The organism is Janthinobacterium sp. TPC_1 (genome assembly GCF_056037845.1).
Genome location: NZ_CP195157.1, coordinates 2,326,825 through 2,344,583 on the forward strand (window position 1 = coordinate 2,326,825; position 17,759 = coordinate 2,344,583).

Genomic DNA, 17,759 nt, shown 5'->3' on the forward strand with positions numbered 1-17,759 from the left:
CCCGGCGCGGCATGTCCGGCTGGAAAAGGCGCCTCATTGAGGTGCCTTTTTTTCGTTGTGGGAATGGAAAAGGTCTTTAAAACAAGGCTTTTGCCCCGATTTGGGGTACTTACACGGTAATATAGTCGGCAGTTCTGTGTGCTTTTTTGAATACTGCACATAATTTAAGGATGTAACTATGGTTCCCCATCTCGTCACGGCCCTGACCGGACCGCTGCTCGACCTCGAAAAAAAGATTCTGGCCGCGACGCCGGCCATTGAGCGCTGGTTCCGCATGGAGTGGCAAGAACACACGCCGCCCTTCTATTGCTCGGTAGACTTGCGCAATGCCGGCTACAAACTGGCGCCCGTCGATACCAATCTGTTCCCTGGCGGTTTTCATAACCTGGCCACGGAAATGCTGCCCCTGTCCGTGCAGGCGGCCATGGCCGCCATCGACAAGTATTGCCCGGACGCCCGCAACCTGCTGATCGTGCCGGAATTGCACAACACCACGCCGCAATACCTGCAGAACGTGGCGCGCCTGATGCAGATCTTCCGCCAGACGGGGCTGCACGTGCGCTTCGGTTCGTGGTCGCCCGAGATTACCCAGCCGACACCCTTGGCGTTGCCAGATGGCAACATGCTCGTCATCGAGCCCCTCGTGCGCCTGAACAATGGCCGCCGCCTGGGCTTGAAGGATTTCGACCCGTGCACGATCTTGCTGAATAACGACTTGTCAGACGGCATCCCCGATATCTTGCAAAACATCCATGAACAAAGCTTGCTGCCGCCCTTGCATGCGGGCTGGGCCTTGCGCCGCAAGAGCAACCACTACACGGCTTACGATGAAGTGGTGAAAAAATTCGGCAAGATGATCGATGTCGATCCGTGGATGCTCAATCCCTTCCACGCCAAGTGCAGCGACGTCAACTTCCAGGAAGGCGAGGGCGAAGACGCGCTGGCTGCCAGCGTGGACGTGCTGCTGGCCAAGATACGCAAGAAATACAAGGAATATGGCATCAAGGAAAAGCCCTTCGTCATTGTCAAGCCCGATGCGGGCACGTATGGCACGGGCATCATGACGGTGCGCGACGCGAGCGAAGTGCGCGACCTGTCGCGCAAGCAGCGCGACAGGATGTCCATCGTCAAGGACGGCAAGGTCGTCACGGACGTGATCATCCAGGAAGGCGTGCCCACGTTTGAAAGCATCAAGGATGCCGTGGCCGAGCCAGTCGTCTACATGATCGATCGCTATGTGGTGGGCGGTTTCTACCGCGTGCACGCGGAGAAGGGCGTGGACCAGAACCTGAATGCGCCCGGCTCGCAGTACGTGCCGCTGGCGTTTGCCCAGCAGCATGCCGTGCCGGACTTGAAGGCCAAGCCGGGCACGGCCGCGCCGAACCGCTTCTATGTGTATGGCGTGGTGGCGCGCCTGGCCTTGCTGGCCGCGTCGCTGGAAATGGAGCGCACGGACCCGAATCCCGAGGTGTATTGATCCCGCCCTGCGGCTCGCCGGGCGCAGTGACCACTGCGCCCGGCGATCTCGGCTAGAATCAAGCATTCCTTATCCAGGCTCCCCGATTGGACGCACCATGAAAATTGCATTCCTTGCCGACCCGCTGGCAGGCTTCAAGACTTACAAAGATTCCACCTTCGCCATGATGCGCGAGGCGGCCAAACGCGGCCACGCCGTGTACGCCTTCGAGCAGAAGGACATGGCGCTGGAAGAAGGCATCGTCACGGCACGGGTCACGGCACGAAAACACATCGCGCTGACGGGCGACGAACACGACTGGTACAAGGTCGTTTCCACCGAGGAAGTGCGCCTGTCGGCCCTGGACGCCATCATCGAGCGCAAGGACCCGCCGTTCGACATGGAATATGTGTACGGCACGTATTTGCTGGAACTGGCGGAAAAGCAGGGCGCGCACGTCTTCAACAAGCCGTCCGCCATCCGCGACAACAATGAAAAGCTGGCCATTGCCCAGTTTTCCGAATTCACCTCGCCGACCCTGGTGACGTCGGATGAAGCGCGCCTGCGCGCCTTCCACGCCAAGCACCAGGACGTCATCTTCAAGCCCCTCGACGGCATGGGCGGCACGGGCATCTTCCGCGTCAAGGCCGATGGCCTGAACCTGGGCGCCATCATCGAGACCTTGAGCGAGAACGGCGCGCAGACCATCATGGCGCAGCGTTTCATCGCCGACATCGTCAAGGGTGACAAGCGCATCCTCGTCATCGGCGGCAAGCCGGTGCCGTTTTCGCTGGCGCGCATCCCGCAGGCGGGCGAAGTGCGGGGCAACCTGGCGGCCGGCGGCACGGGCGTGGCGCAGCCATTGACGGCGCGCGACCTGGAAATCGCAGAAAAGCTGGGCCCGATCCTGGCCGCGCGGGGCCTGATGCTGGTAGGATTGGACGTGATCGGCGACTATCTGACGGAAGTCAATGTCACCAGCCCGACTTGCTTCCAGGAAATCATGCAGCAGACAGGTTTTGACGTGGCTGCCATGTTTGTCGATGCCGTCGAGCATGGCGTTGCGCAAGCGCAGCAGCGCTAGAAGGTGAAATGACTATGGTAGGGATTTTGCTCATGACACACGCACCGCTGGGACAGGCCTTCATCGCCGCCTGCGCGCATGTGTTTCGCGGGCCAACGGAACGTTTTGAAGCCATCGACGTCGTCGCCGACCAGGACCTGGCGGAAGTGCAAAAGCTGGCCTCCGAAGCCATCTGCCGCCTCGATGACGGCTCCGGCGTGCTGGTGATTACCGACGTGAAGGGCGGCACGCCGTCGAACTGCTGCAACAAGCTGGCCGATGCGGGCCGCGTGGAAGTCATCGCCGGCATCAGTCTGCCGATGTTGCTGCGCGCCATCACGTATCGCCGCGACACGCTCGACGTGGTGGTGGAGATGGCGCTGGCCGGTGCGCAAAGCGGCGCCGTGCGCGTCGATAACCGCATCCGCGTGGGCGAATAAGGAAATGCATGGCCGCCGCCCTGAAGGCGGCGGGTTTTATAGGCCAAGATTGTCATCAGCGTAGCGCATTCAGGGATAGAGACCATACAAAAATGATTCAAAAAGAACTCGAAATCATCAACAAGCTGGGACTGCACGCACGCGCCTCCGCCAAATTTACCCAGCTCGCCGCCAAGTTCAAGAGCGACGTCTGGCTGACCCGCAACGCGCGCCGCATCAACGCCAAGTCCATCATGGGCGTGATGATGCTGGCCGCCGGCAAGGGCGCGAAAGTGACCCTGGAAGCCGAGGGCGATGATGAGCAGGCATGTGTCGATGCGCTCACCGCCCTGATTAATGACAGGTTTGGCGAAGGCGAGTAATGCCCGCCGAACGCAGCCGCAGCCGCATTCCGACAGGTCACCCCATGGCATCTTTCACGCTCCACGGCATCCCGGTTTCCCGCGGCATCGCCATTGGCCGCGCGCATCTGCTGGCGCCGGCCGCCCTTGACGTCAAACACTACCTGGTCGCCCAGGAACAGATCGAAGCCGAAGTCCAGCGTTTGCAAAACGCCATCGCCACCGTCCACAAGGAGCTGCAAACCCTGTGGAACGAGCTGCCCAAGGATGCCCCCACGGAACTGGGCGCGTTCATCGACGTGCATGCGCTGATCCTGTCCGACCCGATGATCGCCGAAGCGCCGCTCGACATCATCCGTTCGCGCCATTACAACGCCGAATGGGCGCTGTTGACGCAAATTGATGAATTATCGGCGCAGTTCGACGAAATCGAAGACCCGTATTTGCGCGAACGCAAGGCCGACATCCAGCAAGTGGCGGAGCGCGTGCTGAAGGTCTTGCTGGGCACGGAACAGCTGCTGCCGAAGGCGGCCACCGCGGATGAGTTGGTGGCGCAGATGATCGTCGTCGCGCACGACATCTCTCCGGCCGACATGCTGCAGTTCCGCGACCGCTCCTTCATCGGCTTCATCACCGACGTGGGCGGGCAAAACTCGCACACGGCCATCGTCGCGCGCAGCCTCGATATACCCGCCGCCGTCGGCATGTCGCAGGCGTCGATGCTAATTGAGCAGGACGACTGGCTGATCATCGATGGCGACGCCGGCGTGGTCATCGCCAACCCCAGCGCGCTGGTGCTGGAGCAGTACCGCGAGCGCCAGGTGGCCATGCAGCGCGCGCGCAAGAAGCTGGGCAAGCTGAAAAAGACGCCGGCCGTGACCAAATGCGGCACGCCCGTCACCCTGCTGGCGAATATCGAATTGCCCGAGGATTGCGCGTTTTGCGCTGGAGTCGGGCGCCAGCGGCGTGGGCCTGTTCCGCTCCGAATTCCTGTTCATGGGCCGCGCCCACAAGATTCCCACCGAGGACGAGCAGTTCGAGGCCTACCGCAATACGGTGCAGTCGATGAAGGGCCGTGTCGTGACGATCCGCACGCTCGACATCGGCGCCGACAAGCCGCTCGACCAGTCCGACCATACGGCCTTGAATCCCGCCCTGGGCTTGCGCGCCATCCGCTATTGCCTGGCCGAGCCGCAACTGTTCCTGACGCAGCTGCGCGCGATTTTGCGCGCTTCCGCCTTTGGCAAGGTGCGCATCCTGATCCCGATGTTGGCACATGCCTTCGAGATCGACCAGTCGCTGGCCATGATCGCGCAAGCGAAGGCCAGCCTGCGCGAGGAAGGCGTCAAGTTCGACGATGCCGTGGAAGTGGGCGCCATGATCGAGATTCCAGCCGCCGCGCTGGCGCTGCCGATGTTCGTCAAGCGCATGGATTTCCTGTCGATCGGCACGAATGACCTGATCCAGTACACCCTGGCCATCGACCGGGTCGACTACGAAGTGGCGCATTTGTACAATCCGCTGCATCCGGCCGTGCTGCAACTGATCTCCATGACGATCGCGGCCGGCCACAAGGCGGGCATCGACGTGGCCGTCTGCGGCGAGATGGCGGGCGACGTGAAGCTCACGCGCTTGCTGCTGGGCATGGGTTTGCGCGAGTTTTCCATGCATCCGGCACAACTGTTGGCGGTCAAGCAAGAGATCCTCAACAGCGACCTGGGCCTGATCGCACCACAAATGCGCAAAATTATGCGTTCGATGGAACCAAATGTGATCGCGGAAGCCGTACAACAGTTGCAGCTCATGTAAACTGTCACCTTAAGCATCAGGACACCTCGCGCGCGGCAAGAGGTGTCCTGATGTTAAAGTTGCAGCACCTATCATCGCGGTGCTGCATCGACCATGGCCCGTGGGGCCGCCTCCCTTTTATAAACCGACACACATGTCATCCATTGGAATCGTTTCGCCGCAAACTATGTATTTTGCGCAACCCCTGCAGCTGCAAAGCGGCGCATCGCTGCGGGACTATATGTTGATGTATGAAACCTACGGCACCCTGAACGCCGACAAATCGAACGCGGTGCTGGTCTGCCACGCCCTGAACGCCTCGCACCACGTGGCGGGCGTCTACGCGGACGAGCCGAAAAGCACGGGCTGGTGGGACAATATGGTCGGTCCCGGCAAGCCGCTCGACACGGACAAATTCTTCGTCATCGGCGTCAACAACCTTGGCTCCTGCTTCGGCTCGACGGGCCCCATGCACACCAATCCCGCTACCGGCAAGCCGTATGGCGCCAGCTTTCCTGTCGTGACGGTGGAAGACTGGGTCAGCGCGCAGGCGCGCCTGGCCGATGAACTGGGCATCGCCCAGTTCGCCGCCGTGATGGGGGGGTCTTTGGGCGGCATGCAGGCGCTGGCGTGGAGCATCATGTTCCCAGAACGGCTGCGCCACTGCGTGGTGATCGCCTCGACGGCCAAGCTGTCGGCGCAAAACATCGCCTTCAACGACGTGGCGCGCCAGGCCATCCTGTCCGACCCCGATTATCGTGGCGGCGACTTTTATGCGCACGGCGTGGTGCCGAAGAACGGTTTGCGCGTGGCGCGCATGGTGGGCCACATCACGTATCTGTCGAATGACGACATGGCCGAAAAATTCGGCCGCAAGCTGCGCGACGCGGCGCAGACGGGCGACTACAAATTCGGCTTCGGCATCGATTTCGAGATCGAATCGTATTTGCGCTACCAGGGCGACAAGTTCTCCGAATACTTCGACGCGAATACCTATCTGCTCATTACCAAGGCGCTCGATTATTTTGACCCAGCGCGCGCGCATGGCGGCGACCTGGCCAAGGCCCTGTCGGGCACCAAGGCCAAATTCTTCCTCGCCTCGTTTTCCACCGACTGGCGCTTCTCGCCCGAGCGCAGCCGGGAGATTGTCGAGGCGCTCGTATGCAACCGCCGCCAGGTCACGTATGCCGAAATCGACGCGCCGCACGGCCACGACGCCTTCCTGCTGGAAGATGCGCGCTACATGAACATGGTGCGCGCCTATTATGGCCAGGTATGGAATGACATCAACGTGGGCGCGCCCGCAGTAGCCAAGAACACCGCCGTCCGCCAGGGCGCCAAGGAGACCGCATGACTTTTGACGAATTGAGCGCGCTGCGCCCCGACCTGGCCTTCATCGCCCACTGGGTGCCGAACAACGCGCATGTGCTGGACGTGGGCTGCGGCGAAGGCGTGATGCTGCAGTACCTGCAAAGCGACAAGGAATGCAGCGGCTATGGCATCGAGATCGCCGACGACAAGGTATTGGCCAGTACTTTGCGCGGCGTCAATGTGATCCAGCAGGACATGGAAAAGGGCCTGGCCATCTTTGGCGACAACAGTTTCGATACGGTGTTGTGCCTGTCGTCGCTGCAGATGATGAAGCAGGTGAGAGCCGCTGCTGCGCGACATCGTGCGCGTGGGCGCCGAGGCCATCGTCTCGTTCCCCAACTTCGCCTACTGGCCGCACCGCGTGGCATTGCTGAAAGGCCGCATGCCCGTGTCGAAGTCGCTGCCTTACCAGTGGTACGACACGCCCAACGTGCGCTGCGCCACCATCAACGATTTCCGCGAACTGGCCGAAGAATGCGGCCTGGAAGTGATCGACTGCGTGGCCCTGGCCGAAGGCAAGATGGTCTCCGTGCTGCCGAACCTGCGCGGCGACCTGGCCGTCTTCCGCCTGCGTAAAAAAGCGGTGCATTGATGACCACAAGCCCGGCGCCTGGCTGGCGTTCCTATGCCAATGGCCGCATGCTGGCCGTGCTGGTGCTGGGCTTCAGTTCCGGCCTGCCCCTGTTCATTCTGCTGTACCTGCTGCAGGCATGGCTGGCCAAGTCGGGCTTGAACGTCAAGGCGCTGGGGCTGTTCGCCCTGGTGCAGTTCCCCTACATCTGGAAATTCCTGTGGGCGCCCCTGATGGACCGCTACCGCATCCTGGGACTGGGGCGCCGGCGCGGCTGGATGGCGGCCACGCAAGTGGCGCTGTTCTTTTCCATCGGCGGCATGGGCATGCTGGACCCGCTCACGCAGATCGGCCTGATCGCGGCCGCTGCCGGCGGGGTCGCCTTTCTGTCGGCCAGCCAGGACATCGTCATCGACGCCTACCGGCGCGAAATCCTGTCCGATAACGAGCAGGGCCTGGGCGCCGCCGTCATCGTCAACGCGTATAAAGTGGCGGGCATGGTGCCGGGCGCGCTGTCGCTGATCCTGGCCGACCGCATGCCGTGGCAGCCCGTCTTCTGGATCACGGCCGCCTTCATGCTGCCGGGCCTCGTGTGCACTTTGCTTATCAAGGAACCCACCGTGTACGGCTCGCCGCCGAAGACCATGCGCGAAGCGATTATTTTGCCGTTCCAGGAATTCATCGCGCGCGATGGTTGGCGTAACGCAATGTGGATACTCGCTTTCGTATTACTCTACAAGATAGGCGACAGCATGGCGACGGCGCTGGCGACGAAGTTTTATCTGGACCTGGGTTTTTCCATGACGCAGATCGGCCTGGCCGCCAATACCACGGGTTTCTGGGCCAGCCTGGCCGGCGGCGTGGTGGGTGGCGTGTGGATGCTCAAGCTGGGCATCAACCGGGGCCTGTGGGTATTCGGCGCGCTGCAGGCGATCGCCATTCTCGGTTTCGCCTGGCTGGCGCAGGTGGGGCCGAACACCATGCTCCTCAGCGCCGTGATCGGTTTTGAAGCGTTCGCCAGCCTGGGCCTGGGCGCGGCCGCCTTTGTCGCGTTCCTGTCGCGCAGCACGGACCCGCGCTACACGGCCACGCAATATGCCCTGTTTTCCAGCCTGAGCGCCGTGCCGCGCACCCTGATCAATGCCTCGGTGGGTTTTCTGGTCGCGGAATTGGGCTGGTTCTCGTTTTTCATCGTGTGCTTCTTCCTGGCCTTCCCGGCCATGATGATGCTGCCTAAAATCGCTCCATGGAGGTCTGCCAATGGCACCAATATCCCTTAAACGTTACACCATCCTGGCCAGCCTGTGCGCGGCCACCGCGCTGGCGCCCCTGTCCGTCCACGCCCAGCAGGCGACGGTACAGGATGGCATCGAGGTGCGTCCCTTGTCGACTTCGCGCATCTTTGCCGGCGGCGCCGATTTCAATGCACAGTCGAAGCAGCAATATACGCAGCTGGTCAACGAGGCGAAGGAAAAAAATGCGCTGGTGCCCGACAGAGATCCGCAGGTCAAACGCCTGCGCGCCATCGCCCAGCGCATCATCCCGTTTGCGACGCGCTGGAACGAGGCGGCGGCCAGCTGGAACTGGCAGGTCAACCTGCTCAACTCGGACGAGGTCAACGCCTTTTGCATGCCGGGCGGGCAGATCGCTTTTTACAGCGGCATCATCACCAAGCTGAATCTGACGGACGACGAAGTCGCCATCGTCATGGGCCATGAAATTTCGCACGCCTTGCGCGAACACTCGCAGGCGCAGGCCGGCAAGGGCAACCTGGCCGCCGTCGGCGCCAAGCTGGCCGGCGCGGGCCTGTCGGCCTGGCTCGGCGTCGATCCGAATCTGACCAGCACCGCCACGAATATGGCGGCCAAGGGCGTGATGCTGAAGTTTTCGCGCGATGATGAACGCGAGGCGGACCTGATCGGCATGGACCTGGCCGCGCGCGCCGGTTTCGACCCGCGCGCCGGCGTGGTGCTGTGGCAGAAAATGGCGGCAGTAAGCGCGGGCGCGCCGCCCGAATTCCTCTCGACGCACCCATCGGGCAAGGACCGCATCTCGCAGATGAACAGCCACATGGCGCAAGTGCTGCCCTTGTACGCGCGCAGCAAGGGCGTCAGCGTCGACGCCTTGCCGCCGTACCGCAGCAACGCCATCGCGCAGCGCTAGGATGTCGTCCCGTCACGCCGCCGCACCGTTGCCCATGCGCGACGGCGTGGCGCCCAGCTATCTGTGGTTGCCGGAGGGGCAGTGGCCGGACATGCTCACCTTCCTGATCGAACGCTATCCGCAGATCAGTGCCGCGCAATGGCGGGACCGCATGGCGCGCGGTGAGGTGGTCGATGGCGACGGCGCCGTGCTGGCGCCCGATAGCGCATACCGGCGCGGCATGCGCATTTTTTACTACCGCGAGCTGGAGCGCGAGACGCCGATCCCCTTCCAGGAAGATATCCTGTTCCAGGATGAGCATCTGGTCGTGGTCGACAAGCCGCATTTCCTGCCCATGACGCCGGGCGGGCGCTTCGTGCAGGAGACCTTGCTGACGCGTCTGAAGAAACGGCTCGATAACGCCGACCTCACGCCGATCCACCGCCTTGACCGCGAGACGGCCGGCGTGGTGATTTTTTCGCGCCAGATAGCCAGCCGGGGCGCGTATCAAACGCTGTTCCAGCGCCGCGAAGTGCGCAAGACGTACGAGGCGCTGGCGCCCGTGCTGGCGGGCCGCGATTTCCCGTTTACCTACCGCAGCCGCATGGTCGAAGGCGAGCAGTTTTTCCTCATGCGCGAGGAGGCGGGCGAGCCGAATTCGGAAACCGTCATCGACGTGATCGAAGAGCGCGGTGATGTGGTCTTGTACCGGCTGCAGCCGCACACGGGCCGCAAGCACCAGCTGCGTGTGCACCTGGCCTCGCTGGGCATCCCCATCGTCAACGATGCGTTTTACCCGGTGGCGCTGCCGTGCAAGGAAGACGACATGTCGCAGCCCTTGCAGCTGCTGGCGCGCGCCATCGATTTCACGGATCCATTGACGGGCGAGCCGCGCCACTTTGAAAGCCGGCGCAGCCTGTAGCGGTGCTTATGCCTTGATCGTGTAATCGATGATCAAAGGCGCGTGATCGGAAAAACGCTCGTCCTTGTAGACGCTGACCGTATGCGCCTGTGCCGCAATGCCTGGCGTGGCGACGTGGTAATCGATGCGCCAGCCCACGTTCTTCGCGTAGGCTTGTCCGCGGTTGCTCCACCAGGTGTACTGGTCTTCGCGCTTGTCCAGGCCGCGGTGCACGTCGACGAAGCCCACTTCATCGAAGACGCGCGTCAGCCATGCGCGTTCCTCTGGCAGGAAGCCGGAATTCTTCTTGTTGCCCTTCCAGTTTTTCAGGTCGATTTCGTGGTGGGCGATGTTCCAGTCGCCGCAGATGACCACTTCGCGGCCCAGCGCCTTCAATTCCAGCAAGTGCGGCAGGAACAGCTCCATGAAGCGGAACTTGGCTTCCTGGCGCTCCGGGCCGGACGAACCGGAGGGGCAGTACACGGAAATGATGGAAAGGTTGCCAAAATCACACCGCACATAGCGTCCTTCGGCATCGAATTCAGGGCTGCCGAAGCCGATATGCACGGCGTCCGGTTCGACCTTGCTGTACACGCCCGTGCCGGAATAGCCTTTTTTCTCGGCATAGTGGAAATGGCCATGGTAGCCGTGCGGGTTGAGGAATTCCGGCGTCATGTCGGGCAGTTGCGCCTTCAATTCCTGCACGCAGATAAAATCGGCCGTTTGCGTACCCATCCAGTTGAAAAAGCCTTTTTTGGCGGCGGAGCGGATGCCGTTCAGGTTGGCGGAGATAATTTTTGGCATAGATCGAGAGTCAATGGTGAGCGCCAGCGGTGCTGGACGGGGCCGGCGGGCGCGGCATGGCGATTGTCTCGCCGCTGCGCGCGGATTAAAATACAGGCACTTTTAAAAAATGAGGCTAATGTGAATAATTTACGCCAGCAGTTTATCGCGTTTTCAGTATCCAAGGGAGTCTTGCGGTTTGGCGAGTTCACCACCAAGGCCGGACGCCAGTCGCCGTACTTCTTCAATGCGGGCCTGTTCCATGACGGCGCCACTCTGGCCGAGCTGGCGCAGTTCTACGCGCAGACCCTGCTCGACTCGGGCGTCGAATTCGACATGCTGTTCGGGCCCGCCTACAAGGGCATCACCCTGGCGTCGGCCACCGCCGTGGCGCTGGCCGGCAAGGGCCGCAACACCTCGTTCGCCTTCAACCGCAAGGAAGCCAAGGACCATGGCGAAGGCGGCACCATCGTCGGCGCCAAGCTGCATGGCAAAGTCGTCATCATTGACGATGTGATCTCGGCCGGCACTTCGGTGCGCGAATCGGTGGACATGATCCGCGCCGCCGGTGCCGAGCCATGCGCCGTGCTGATCGCCCTGGACCGCATGGAGCGTTCCGGCCCGGACGGCCAGCTGTCGCCAAGTTCGGCCGTGCAGGAAGTGTCGAAACAGTACGGCATCCCCGTCATCTCGATCGGCAACCTGGACGACTTGTTCGGCTACCTGAATGGCGCTGGCGCCGATCCGGAACTGCTCCAATATAAGGATGCCGTTTCCGCGTACCGCACGCGCTACGGTATTTAAGTCGTCCTTTCCAGCAGCGCCCGCAGCCGCGGGTCGCTGCAGGCGGCGCCGGCTTGCGGATGGCATTGCAGCAGCCGCCGCGCAGCAGCGCGCCGCCGATGCCGCGCCGCCGGAATGGCGGTTTCACGAACAGCATGTTCACCGTCACCCCGTCCGCGCACTTGCTGATGTCGAGCATGGCCACCTGCTGGCCGTCGATCCACGCGCACAGCGCGCTGTCCCCTTGCCAGCCTATCCGCATCACGCCAGCCATGGCTTGAGCGCCGCATGCAGGCCCAGGGCAAACAGCCCGGCAAAAAAACACCGTTTGAATACCTGCTGCGCGATGCGTCCGCGCAGCCATTGACCGGCCAGCATGCCGGCCAGCGCCGGCAGCAGCGCATACGCCGATGCGCCGGCCGCACCGAGGCTGAAGTCGCCGTGCAGGGCCAGGCTGGCCGCCAGCGCCACGGTCGATGCCGTAAACGCCAGGCCCAGGGCCTGCACCAGCGCATCGCGCGCCAGCCCCAGTCCCTGCAGATACGGCACGGCGGGGATCACGAACACGCCCGTGGCGGCCGTCACCAGGCCCGTCACCGCGCCCGCCATGGGCCCCAGCCACGCTTCATGCCGCGCCGGCACGCGCAACTGCAGCGAGAACAGGCCCGCCAGCGCATACAGCATCAGCGCCACGCCCAGCGCGACGACGGCCAAGGTCCCGCTGTCGGCCGGCAGCAGGGCGCCGCCCGCCACGGTGCCGGCCATGACGGCCGCCAGCATGGGCCACAGGCGGTGCAGCAGCGCGTGCAGGCCGGGGCCGGCCGCCAGTTGCCAGACATTCGTCACCATCGACGGCACGATCAGCAGGGCTGCCGCCTGCACGGGCGGCATGACGAGGCTGAGCGTGCCCATGGCCACCGTCGGCAAGCCCAATCCGACTACGCCCTTGACGAAGCCAGCGACGAGGAAACTGGCGCCGACGGCCAGCAGGAATGACGTCTCCATCTTTTTTATCCAGAGTGATTTTGCGTGGATTTTGCGCGCGCTGGGCGGTTTCGCCAAGGCGGATTATTTTGAGTCAGCCTCAGTAAAATACGAAGGCTGGTAAGATGGCGAAAAAGGAGGGCTGTCATGCGTTTTGATCTGGTCGACTTGCAGCTGTTCGTCAACGTGGTGGAAGCGGGCAGCCTGACGGCGGGCGCCGCGCGCAGCCATCTCGCCTTGGCGTCGAGCAGCGCGCGCGTGCGCGGCATGGAAGAGATGCTGGGCATGCCCTTGCTGCTGCGCGGGCGGCGCGGCGTGGAGCCGACGCCCGTGGGCCAGACCTTGCTGCATCACGCGCGCCTGGTATTGCTGCAAATGGAGAAAATGCGCGGCGAGCTCGGTGAATTTGCGCGGGGCTTGAAAGGGCAGTTGCGGCTGCTGTGCAATACGGCCGCGCTCAGCGAATTTTTGCCCGAAGCGCTGGGCGCTTTTCTCGACCGTCATCCGAACCTGACCATCGACCTGGAAGAGCGCCTCAGTTACGATATCGTCAAGGCCGTCTCGGAAGGGCTGGCCGACATGGGCATCGTGTCCGATTCGGTCGACATGCGCGGCTTGCAGACGTTTTTGTTTCGCCCCGACCGCCTGGTGGTCATCGCGGCGGCCGACGGCGTGCACCACCGCGCGCTGGGCCGGGATGGTGTCGTCGCGTTCTCCACGCTGCTGGATCACGATTTCATCGGCCTGGCCGACGACAGCGCGATGCAGCAGTACCTGGGCATGCATGCGGCGCGCCTGGGGCGCCCATTGAGGGTGCGCGTGCGCCTGCGCAGTTTTGATGCCGTCTGCCGCATGGTGGCCAGCGGCGTGGGCATCAGTGTGGTGCCGTTGGCGGCGGCCAGCCGCTGCCAGCAGACGATGGCGCTGCGCTGCCTGGAATTATCCGATCCCTGGTCGGTACGCAATCTGACGATTTGCGTGCGCCAGTTCAGTGAATTACCCCTGTATGCGCGCCAGTTGATCGATCACCTGAAGGCGTGACAGGGCATGACAGGAGCAGCGATGCGTTTTTCAGAAGACAAGATGGCCAGCCTGCGGTGCAGCGACCAGGTCGAGCGGCCCATCCACATCTGGCAGCCGCCAGGGCCACAACAGCCACGTGCCGTGATCCTGGCCATCCACGGCGGCATGGCGCATGCGGGCGATTACGTCACGCCAGCGCTGTATTTTCGCCAGCACGGCATCGCCACCGTCAGCTTCGACATGGTGGGCCACGACGGCAAGCGCAAGGTCGATATCCCCTCGTTCGAGGCCTTCCTCGACGATGAAGAACTGTTCCTCGCCTGGGTCAAGCAGGCGTATCCGGGCGTGCCGGTTTTCGTCATGGGTCATTCCATGGGCGGCCTGATCGCCACCCATCTGGGCCTGCGGCGCTTTGCGGGCGATCCGGCCATCAAGGGCTTCATCATTTCGTCGCCGTACTATGTGAATGCGATACCCGTGCCGAAGGTGCTGCAGATGTTGTCCGGCTGGCTGGCGCAGCGCTTCCCCACCATGAAAGTGCCATTGGGCAACTTGACCATGCTGCTCACGCACGATCAAACCATCACCGCGCGCGCCACTTCCAGGACGAGCGCGACGGCATACGCGCCAGTGCCGCATCGGTGCGCTTCGCCCATGCGCTGACGTCGGCGCAAAAGGCGCTGGCGGGCGGCTTGTCGGACTGGCGTTTCCCCTTGTTCGCCGTGGTGGCGGGCGACGACAAGCTGGCCGATAGCCGCGCCACGGAAAGCCTGCTGCGCAGCGTGCCCGATGGCTTGCTCGACTACCATTTTTACCCGGCCAACTATCACGAGAACTTCAATGAAGTGAACCGCGAGGCGATCTTTGCCGCCATCCTGGCGTGGATGGAAAAACTGCTCGCACCCGTGCAGGCTTGAGGGCCAGGTATCGCTATAATCGGATTCACTGAATTTACCGTCGGCGCATGCCGGCCCGGTCCCCGCGGCACAGGGGTTTACTCAAGGAACGAACGATGCGCTTGCTGATTGCCCTGTTACTGCCGTGGCTGACCTTTTTTACCATCGGCCGCCCCATTGCCGGCATCATTTGCCTGATACTGCAGATTACCTTGATCGGCTGGCTGCCAGCGACGATCTGGGCCGTGTATTCGCTGAGCCAGTTCAAGACGGACCAGAAGATCGCCGAGGCCATGCGCCGGCGCTAACCTAAGGCTGGCCTAAGCTGCGCTTCCTATCTTGATTCAACCAACACGAGGAGAGTGAGATGGCACCAGACAGACGCGGTACCTTGACCCTGGCGGCGGCAATGCTGGCTGCCGGGCTGTTGCTGGGAAGTGCGGCGCAGGCGCAAACCGACAGCGCCTTGCCGCCTGTGCAGAAGAGCGGGGCGGTGGAATACCTGAGCGGCGGCATCGGCCTCGAGGAGTCGACCGCCATCAAGAGCGCCAGCCGGCATTGGCCCTTGAGTCTGGTGTTTTCCGTGCAAGCGGCGGGCAAGGCGGAATTTGCCTCCGACGTGAAGCTGGACATACGCGACGCCAAGGGCGCTACGGTGCTGGAAATGACGGCCAGCGGACCGTTCCTGCTGGCGAAACTGCCGCCGGGCAGCTACGGCCTGCGTGCCACCCTGGCCGGCAAGACGCTGGAACGCAAGGTGCAGGTCAAGGCGGGCAGTTCCGCACGCGTGGAGCTGGTCTGGCCGGCGGGAACGAACCAGGGCCGGCCTTGATGCTGCGACGGCAGCCCGATCAGCTGACCGCGAGCACGCGCCCTTCGGCAGCGCTTTGCAGCGCCAGTTCGATCAGGCGTATCGTCGCTGCCGCATCCTCGGCCGCCACGGGCGCCGCTGCGCCATGGCGGATGGCGTCGGCCATGCCCTGGTAAAAGTCCTGGTAGCGGCCCGCCTGCATGTCGAGGTGTTCGCAATGACCGTCCGGCTGCGTGCCCAGGTGCAGCGCGCCGCGCACGGGGTCCACGCCCCAGCCGGGCTGGCCCGGCCTGCCGCCCGCCTTCAGGGCATCTTCCTGCGGATCGAGGCCGAATTTCACGAAGCTGCCCCGGTCTCCATGCACGGCGAAGCGCGCCGTCGGCGCCTTCACCAGGCAGCCGGCTTGCAGCACCACGCGCAGCCGGTCGTAGTACAAAACGATGTGCATGTAGTCGACGGCTTGCGCGCCATCGCGCTGCAGGGCGATATCGGCGGACAGTTTTTCCGGCTGGCCGAACAGCTGCATGGCCTGGTCCAGCATGTGCGGACCCAGGTCGTACAGCAAGCCGCCGCCCGGCGCGCCGGATTCGCGCCAGCGCTGGCGGATCTCGGGGCGGAAACGGTCGAAGTGCGATTCGACGCTGGCGATGCGCCCCAGGGTGCCTTGTGCCAGCAGCGCTTTCAGGGTCAGGAAGTCGCCATCCCAGCGCCGGTTGTGATACACGCTGAGCACCAGCTTGCGCTCTTTCGCCAGCGCGATCAGGCTCTGTGCTTCAAAGCTGGAAATGGTGAAGGGCTTGTCGACCACCACGTGTTTGCCCGCCTGCAGGGCCGCTTGTGCCAGGCTGAAGTGCGCCTCGTTGGGGGCGGCGATGACGACCAGTTCGATCGAGGCATCGGCAAACAGCTGCGCCGCATCCGCATACACGGTCGCGTGCGGCCAATCCTTGTGCACGAGCTCCGGCTTGCTGGAGGCGACGGCCGCCAGTTCCAGGGCATCGATGGCGGACAGGACGGGAGCGTGGAAGGTGGAGCCGGCAAAGCCGTAGCCGACGAGGCCGGTTTTGATCTTGTTCATGGCGGGTTCACAGGTGCGTGGAAGAATCCATGATCATACCCGCAAGCGGCGGCGGCAGCGCTGCTGCCTGCCGCCGCGCAGACATTAGTTCAGGCGCCAGACGTATTGCACCTTGACGCTGGCGCTGACAGGCTTGCCGCCAGCGAGGGCCGGCTTGAACGTGCACTTGGCGATGCCAGTGCGCGCCGCTTCGTCGAGGGCCGGATGGCCGCTGCTCTTGACCACGCTCGACCCTTGGACCTTGCCGGTGGCGTCGACATCAAAGGACATGTCGACCGTGCCCGTTTCCTTCGCCTGCAGCGATGCGGCCGGGTAGACCGGTTTGCCGCACACGCCAAAGTCGATGACGGGGCGGCGCTCCAGCACGGGTGCGCTGTCGGCGGCGACGGCCTGGCCGTAGATGCCGAGGCAGGCGCCGGCCAGTGCCAGCAGCGGCACCGCCGCCTTCCAGTTCAGGGCTTGTGGTGCGGGGCGCAGCAATCGTTTGATACGTGACATGAGATCTCCTCCGTTGGCCGCCTGGGCCAGGTGGTGGGTTGAGAACTGGAGACGTTCCAGTTCCGAGAGTGCAAGAGCCAGACGCCGCGGTTCGCCCAGTTGTCTTGCTGCGAAATCGTCTGCAATATGTTCGCGTTCGAGGCGCACGCCGCGTGAAATCCACCAGACGGCAGGGTGGAAGAACAGCAGCGCCTCGATGGCGTTTTGCAGCAGGTTGAGCAGATAATCGTGGCGCCGGATATGCGCCAGTTCATGCGCCAGCAGCGCATCGAGCAGGTGCGGCGGCATGCCGGTGAGCAGCGCCGCGGGCACCAGCACCATGGGGCGCCAGATGCCGGCCGTGAGCGGACTGGCGATGTTGTCGAGCACGTGCAGCCGCACGGGCCGCGCCACGCCGGCATCGTGCGCCATGCGCGACAGCCTTGTCTGCAGTTTTCCATGCGCGGTGCCCGTGTTCCTGACGCTGCGCGCTATCCACAGCATGCCCAGTGCCATGCGCACAGCCAGCACGGCGGCGCACAAGGCCCATGCACCGACGACGGCGCGCAGCAGCAGGTCCAGGTCGGGCAGGCTGTCGGGCGCCAGCAGGGCGGCGGGCAGCAAGGCGCTGGAGAACAGGGCGCCCGTGGCATCGGCCCCGGCCAGGCGCAGATACAAGCCCGCCGCCGGCCATGCCAGGCAGGCCAGCAGGGCGCCGCAACCGACGGCGTAGCGCGCCTCCGGACGCGCATTGCGCAAGGCCGCCCACGCCAGCGCCGTGGCGCAGCCGATCAGCAGCCCTTGCCACAGGAAGTGCAGCAGGGTCCAGCCCAGCGCGCCGGCACGAAGCC

The 17,759-nt window shown here is 63.5% G+C and carries 19 protein-coding genes and 2 pseudogenes; 16 read left to right on the forward strand and 5 right to left on the reverse strand.

The window, feature by feature from the left end; all coding sequences use genetic code 11:
* The first annotated feature begins 178 nt into the window (after positions 1-178).
* The 10 genes and pseudogenes from gshA (at position 179) to ACQVLG_RS11455 (ending at position 10,094) form a co-directional block, all read left to right on the forward strand.
* Entirely contained in the window at positions 179-1,477 is a 1,299-nt protein-coding gene (gshA, locus tag ACQVLG_RS11410) for a glutamate--cysteine ligase (protein WP_230541636.1), read from the forward strand.
* 97 nt (positions 1,478-1,574) lie between these two features.
* Entirely contained in the window at positions 1,575-2,540 is a 966-nt protein-coding gene (gene gshB / locus ACQVLG_RS11415) for a glutathione synthase (protein WP_474294602.1), read from the forward strand.
* A gap of 14 nt (positions 2,541-2,554) precedes the next feature.
* Positions 2,555-2,959 carry a PTS sugar transporter subunit IIA gene (locus ACQVLG_RS11420; protein WP_029496035.1) on the forward strand — a complete coding sequence of 135 codons (405 nt, stop codon included), beginning with the start codon at positions 2,555-2,557 and terminating at the stop codon, positions 2,957-2,959.
* Between the two features lie 92 nt (positions 2,960-3,051).
* Positions 3,052-3,321: an HPr family phosphocarrier protein gene (locus ACQVLG_RS11425; protein WP_010393142.1), complete on the forward strand. Its 270-nt coding sequence runs from the start codon at positions 3,052-3,054 to the stop codon at positions 3,319-3,321.
* 44 nt (positions 3,322-3,365) lie between these two features.
* Positions 3,366-5,109 (forward strand): annotated as a pseudogene (ptsP, locus tag ACQVLG_RS11430) (phosphoenolpyruvate--protein phosphotransferase).
* Between the two features lie 133 nt (positions 5,110-5,242).
* Entirely contained in the window at positions 5,243-6,442 is a 1,200-nt protein-coding gene (gene metX / locus ACQVLG_RS11435; protein WP_474294604.1) for a homoserine O-succinyltransferase MetX, read from the forward strand.
* Positions 6,439-7,051, forward strand: a pseudogene (metW, locus tag ACQVLG_RS11440) (methionine biosynthesis protein MetW). The gene metX and the pseudogene metW overlap by 4 nt, the downstream one beginning before the upstream one ends.
* The gene (locus ACQVLG_RS11445) at positions 7,051-8,310 is read left to right on the forward strand and encodes an AmpG family muropeptide MFS transporter (protein WP_230541632.1); all 1,260 of its coding nucleotides are present in this window, start codon (positions 7,051-7,053) and stop codon (positions 8,308-8,310) included. Before metW ends, ACQVLG_RS11445 begins: the two are co-directional and overlap by 1 nt.
* The gene (locus ACQVLG_RS11450) at positions 8,291-9,193 is read left to right on the forward strand and encodes a M48 family metallopeptidase (RefSeq protein WP_230541631.1); all 903 of its coding nucleotides are present in this window, start codon (positions 8,291-8,293) and stop codon (positions 9,191-9,193) included. The genes ACQVLG_RS11445 and ACQVLG_RS11450 overlap by 20 nt, the downstream gene beginning before the upstream one ends.
* A 1-nt stretch (position 9,194) precedes the next feature.
* Positions 9,195-10,094 carry an RluA family pseudouridine synthase gene (locus ACQVLG_RS11455; protein ID WP_474294607.1) on the forward strand — a complete coding sequence of 300 codons (900 nt, stop codon included), beginning with the start codon at positions 9,195-9,197 and terminating at the stop codon, positions 10,092-10,094.
* Positions 10,095-10,100: 6 nt separating this feature from the next.
* On the opposite strand, the gene ACQVLG_RS11460 is transcribed toward ACQVLG_RS11455, so the two are convergent.
* Positions 10,101-10,877, reverse strand: a complete 777-nt coding sequence (locus tag ACQVLG_RS11460) for an exodeoxyribonuclease III (RefSeq protein WP_474294609.1) — start codon at positions 10,875-10,877, stop codon at positions 10,101-10,103.
* 120 nt (positions 10,878-10,997) lie between these two features.
* Between ACQVLG_RS11460 and pyrE the strand changes: the two genes are divergently transcribed.
* Positions 10,998-11,660, forward strand: a complete 663-nt coding sequence (gene pyrE / locus ACQVLG_RS11465) for an orotate phosphoribosyltransferase (RefSeq protein ID WP_077399379.1) — start codon at positions 10,998-11,000, stop codon at positions 11,658-11,660.
* Here pyrE and ACQVLG_RS11470 read toward each other — a convergent pair.
* Both ACQVLG_RS11470 and ACQVLG_RS11475 read right to left on the reverse strand, forming a co-directional pair.
* Entirely contained in the window at positions 11,542-12,003 is a 462-nt protein-coding gene (locus ACQVLG_RS11470) for a GNAT family N-acetyltransferase (RefSeq protein ID WP_474294611.1), read from the reverse strand. The genes pyrE and ACQVLG_RS11470 overlap by 119 nt on opposite strands.
* Complete coding sequence (locus ACQVLG_RS11475) at positions 11,901-12,644, reverse strand: sulfite exporter TauE/SafE family protein (RefSeq protein ID WP_474294613.1); 744 nt, start codon at positions 12,642-12,644, stop codon at positions 11,901-11,903. The genes ACQVLG_RS11470 and ACQVLG_RS11475 overlap by 103 nt, the downstream gene beginning before the upstream one ends.
* 126 nt (positions 12,645-12,770) lie before the next feature.
* On the opposite strand from ACQVLG_RS11475, the gene ACQVLG_RS11480 reads away from it, so the two are divergent.
* From ACQVLG_RS11480 to ACQVLG_RS11500, 5 genes are all read left to right on the forward strand, one after another.
* A complete protein-coding gene (locus ACQVLG_RS11480) occupies positions 12,771-13,664 on the forward strand; it encodes a LysR substrate-binding domain-containing protein (protein WP_077399388.1) in 894 nt (297 codons plus the stop codon).
* A 21-nt stretch (positions 13,665-13,685) separates the two neighbouring features.
* On the forward strand, positions 13,686-14,309 hold the full coding sequence (locus ACQVLG_RS11485; RefSeq protein WP_474294615.1) for an alpha/beta fold hydrolase: 624 nt from the start codon (positions 13,686-13,688) through the stop codon (positions 14,307-14,309).
* Entirely contained in the window at positions 14,267-14,563 is a 297-nt protein-coding gene (locus ACQVLG_RS11490; protein ID WP_474295625.1) for a serine aminopeptidase domain-containing protein, read from the forward strand. The genes ACQVLG_RS11485 and ACQVLG_RS11490 overlap by 43 nt, the downstream gene beginning before the upstream one ends.
* 95 nt (positions 14,564-14,658) lie before the next feature.
* Positions 14,659-14,850, forward strand: coding sequence for a YqaE/Pmp3 family membrane protein (locus ACQVLG_RS11495; protein WP_230541626.1), 192 nt, complete (start codon positions 14,659-14,661; stop codon positions 14,848-14,850).
* A 59-nt stretch (positions 14,851-14,909) separates the two neighbouring features.
* Positions 14,910-15,374, forward strand: a complete 465-nt coding sequence (locus tag ACQVLG_RS11500; RefSeq protein WP_474294617.1) for a carboxypeptidase regulatory-like domain-containing protein — start codon at positions 14,910-14,912, stop codon at positions 15,372-15,374.
* Between the two features lie 19 nt (positions 15,375-15,393).
* On the opposite strand, the gene ACQVLG_RS11505 is transcribed toward ACQVLG_RS11500, so the two are convergent.
* The gene (locus ACQVLG_RS11505; protein WP_474294619.1) at positions 15,394-16,431 is read right to left on the reverse strand and encodes an oxidoreductase; all 1,038 of its coding nucleotides are present in this window, start codon (positions 16,429-16,431) and stop codon (positions 15,394-15,396) included.
* A gap of 84 nt (positions 16,432-16,515) precedes the next feature.
* Complete coding sequence (locus tag ACQVLG_RS11510) at positions 16,516-17,667, reverse strand: M56 family metallopeptidase (RefSeq protein ID WP_474294621.1); 1,152 nt, start codon at positions 17,665-17,667, stop codon at positions 16,516-16,518.
* Positions 17,668-17,759 lie beyond the last annotated feature (92 nt).

Excerpts from the sequence above, each read along its gene's own strand:
- gshA (WP_230541636.1), top strand. The coding sequence starts at position 179 with ATGGTTCCCCATCTCGTCACGGCCCTGACCGGACCGCTGCTCGACCTC.
- gshB (WP_474294602.1), top strand. The coding sequence starts at position 1,575 with ATGAAAATTGCATTCCTTGCCGACCCGCTGGCAGGCTTCAAGACTTAC.
- ACQVLG_RS11420 (WP_029496035.1), top strand. The coding sequence starts at position 2,555 with ATGGTAGGGATTTTGCTCATGACACACGCACCGCTGGGACAGGCCTTC.
- ACQVLG_RS11425 (WP_010393142.1), top strand. The coding sequence starts at position 3,052 with ATGATTCAAAAAGAACTCGAAATCATCAACAAGCTGGGACTGCACGCA.
- metX (WP_474294604.1), top strand. The coding sequence starts at position 5,243 with ATGTCATCCATTGGAATCGTTTCGCCGCAAACTATGTATTTTGCGCAA.
- ACQVLG_RS11445 (WP_230541632.1), top strand. The coding sequence starts at position 7,051 with ATGACCACAAGCCCGGCGCCTGGCTGGCGTTCCTATGCCAATGGCCGC.
- ACQVLG_RS11450 (WP_230541631.1), top strand. The coding sequence starts at position 8,291 with ATGGCACCAATATCCCTTAAACGTTACACCATCCTGGCCAGCCTGTGC.
- ACQVLG_RS11455 (WP_474294607.1), top strand. The coding sequence starts at position 9,195 with ATGTCGTCCCGTCACGCCGCCGCACCGTTGCCCATGCGCGACGGCGTG.
- ACQVLG_RS11460 (WP_474294609.1), bottom strand. The coding sequence starts at position 10,877 with ATGCCAAAAATTATCTCCGCCAACCTGAACGGCATCCGCTCCGCCGCC.
- ACQVLG_RS11470 (WP_474294611.1), bottom strand. The coding sequence starts at position 12,003 with ATGGCTGCGCGGACGCATCGCGCAGCAGGTATTCAAACGGTGTTTTTT.
- ACQVLG_RS11475 (WP_474294613.1), bottom strand. The coding sequence starts at position 12,644 with ATGGAGACGTCATTCCTGCTGGCCGTCGGCGCCAGTTTCCTCGTCGCT.
- ACQVLG_RS11480 (WP_077399388.1), top strand. The coding sequence starts at position 12,771 with ATGCGTTTTGATCTGGTCGACTTGCAGCTGTTCGTCAACGTGGTGGAA.
- ACQVLG_RS11485 (WP_474294615.1), top strand. The coding sequence starts at position 13,686 with ATGCGTTTTTCAGAAGACAAGATGGCCAGCCTGCGGTGCAGCGACCAG.
- ACQVLG_RS11495 (WP_230541626.1), top strand. The coding sequence starts at position 14,659 with ATGCGCTTGCTGATTGCCCTGTTACTGCCGTGGCTGACCTTTTTTACC.
- ACQVLG_RS11500 (WP_474294617.1), top strand. The coding sequence starts at position 14,910 with ATGGCACCAGACAGACGCGGTACCTTGACCCTGGCGGCGGCAATGCTG.
- ACQVLG_RS11505 (WP_474294619.1), bottom strand. The coding sequence starts at position 16,431 with ATGAACAAGATCAAAACCGGCCTCGTCGGCTACGGCTTTGCCGGCTCC.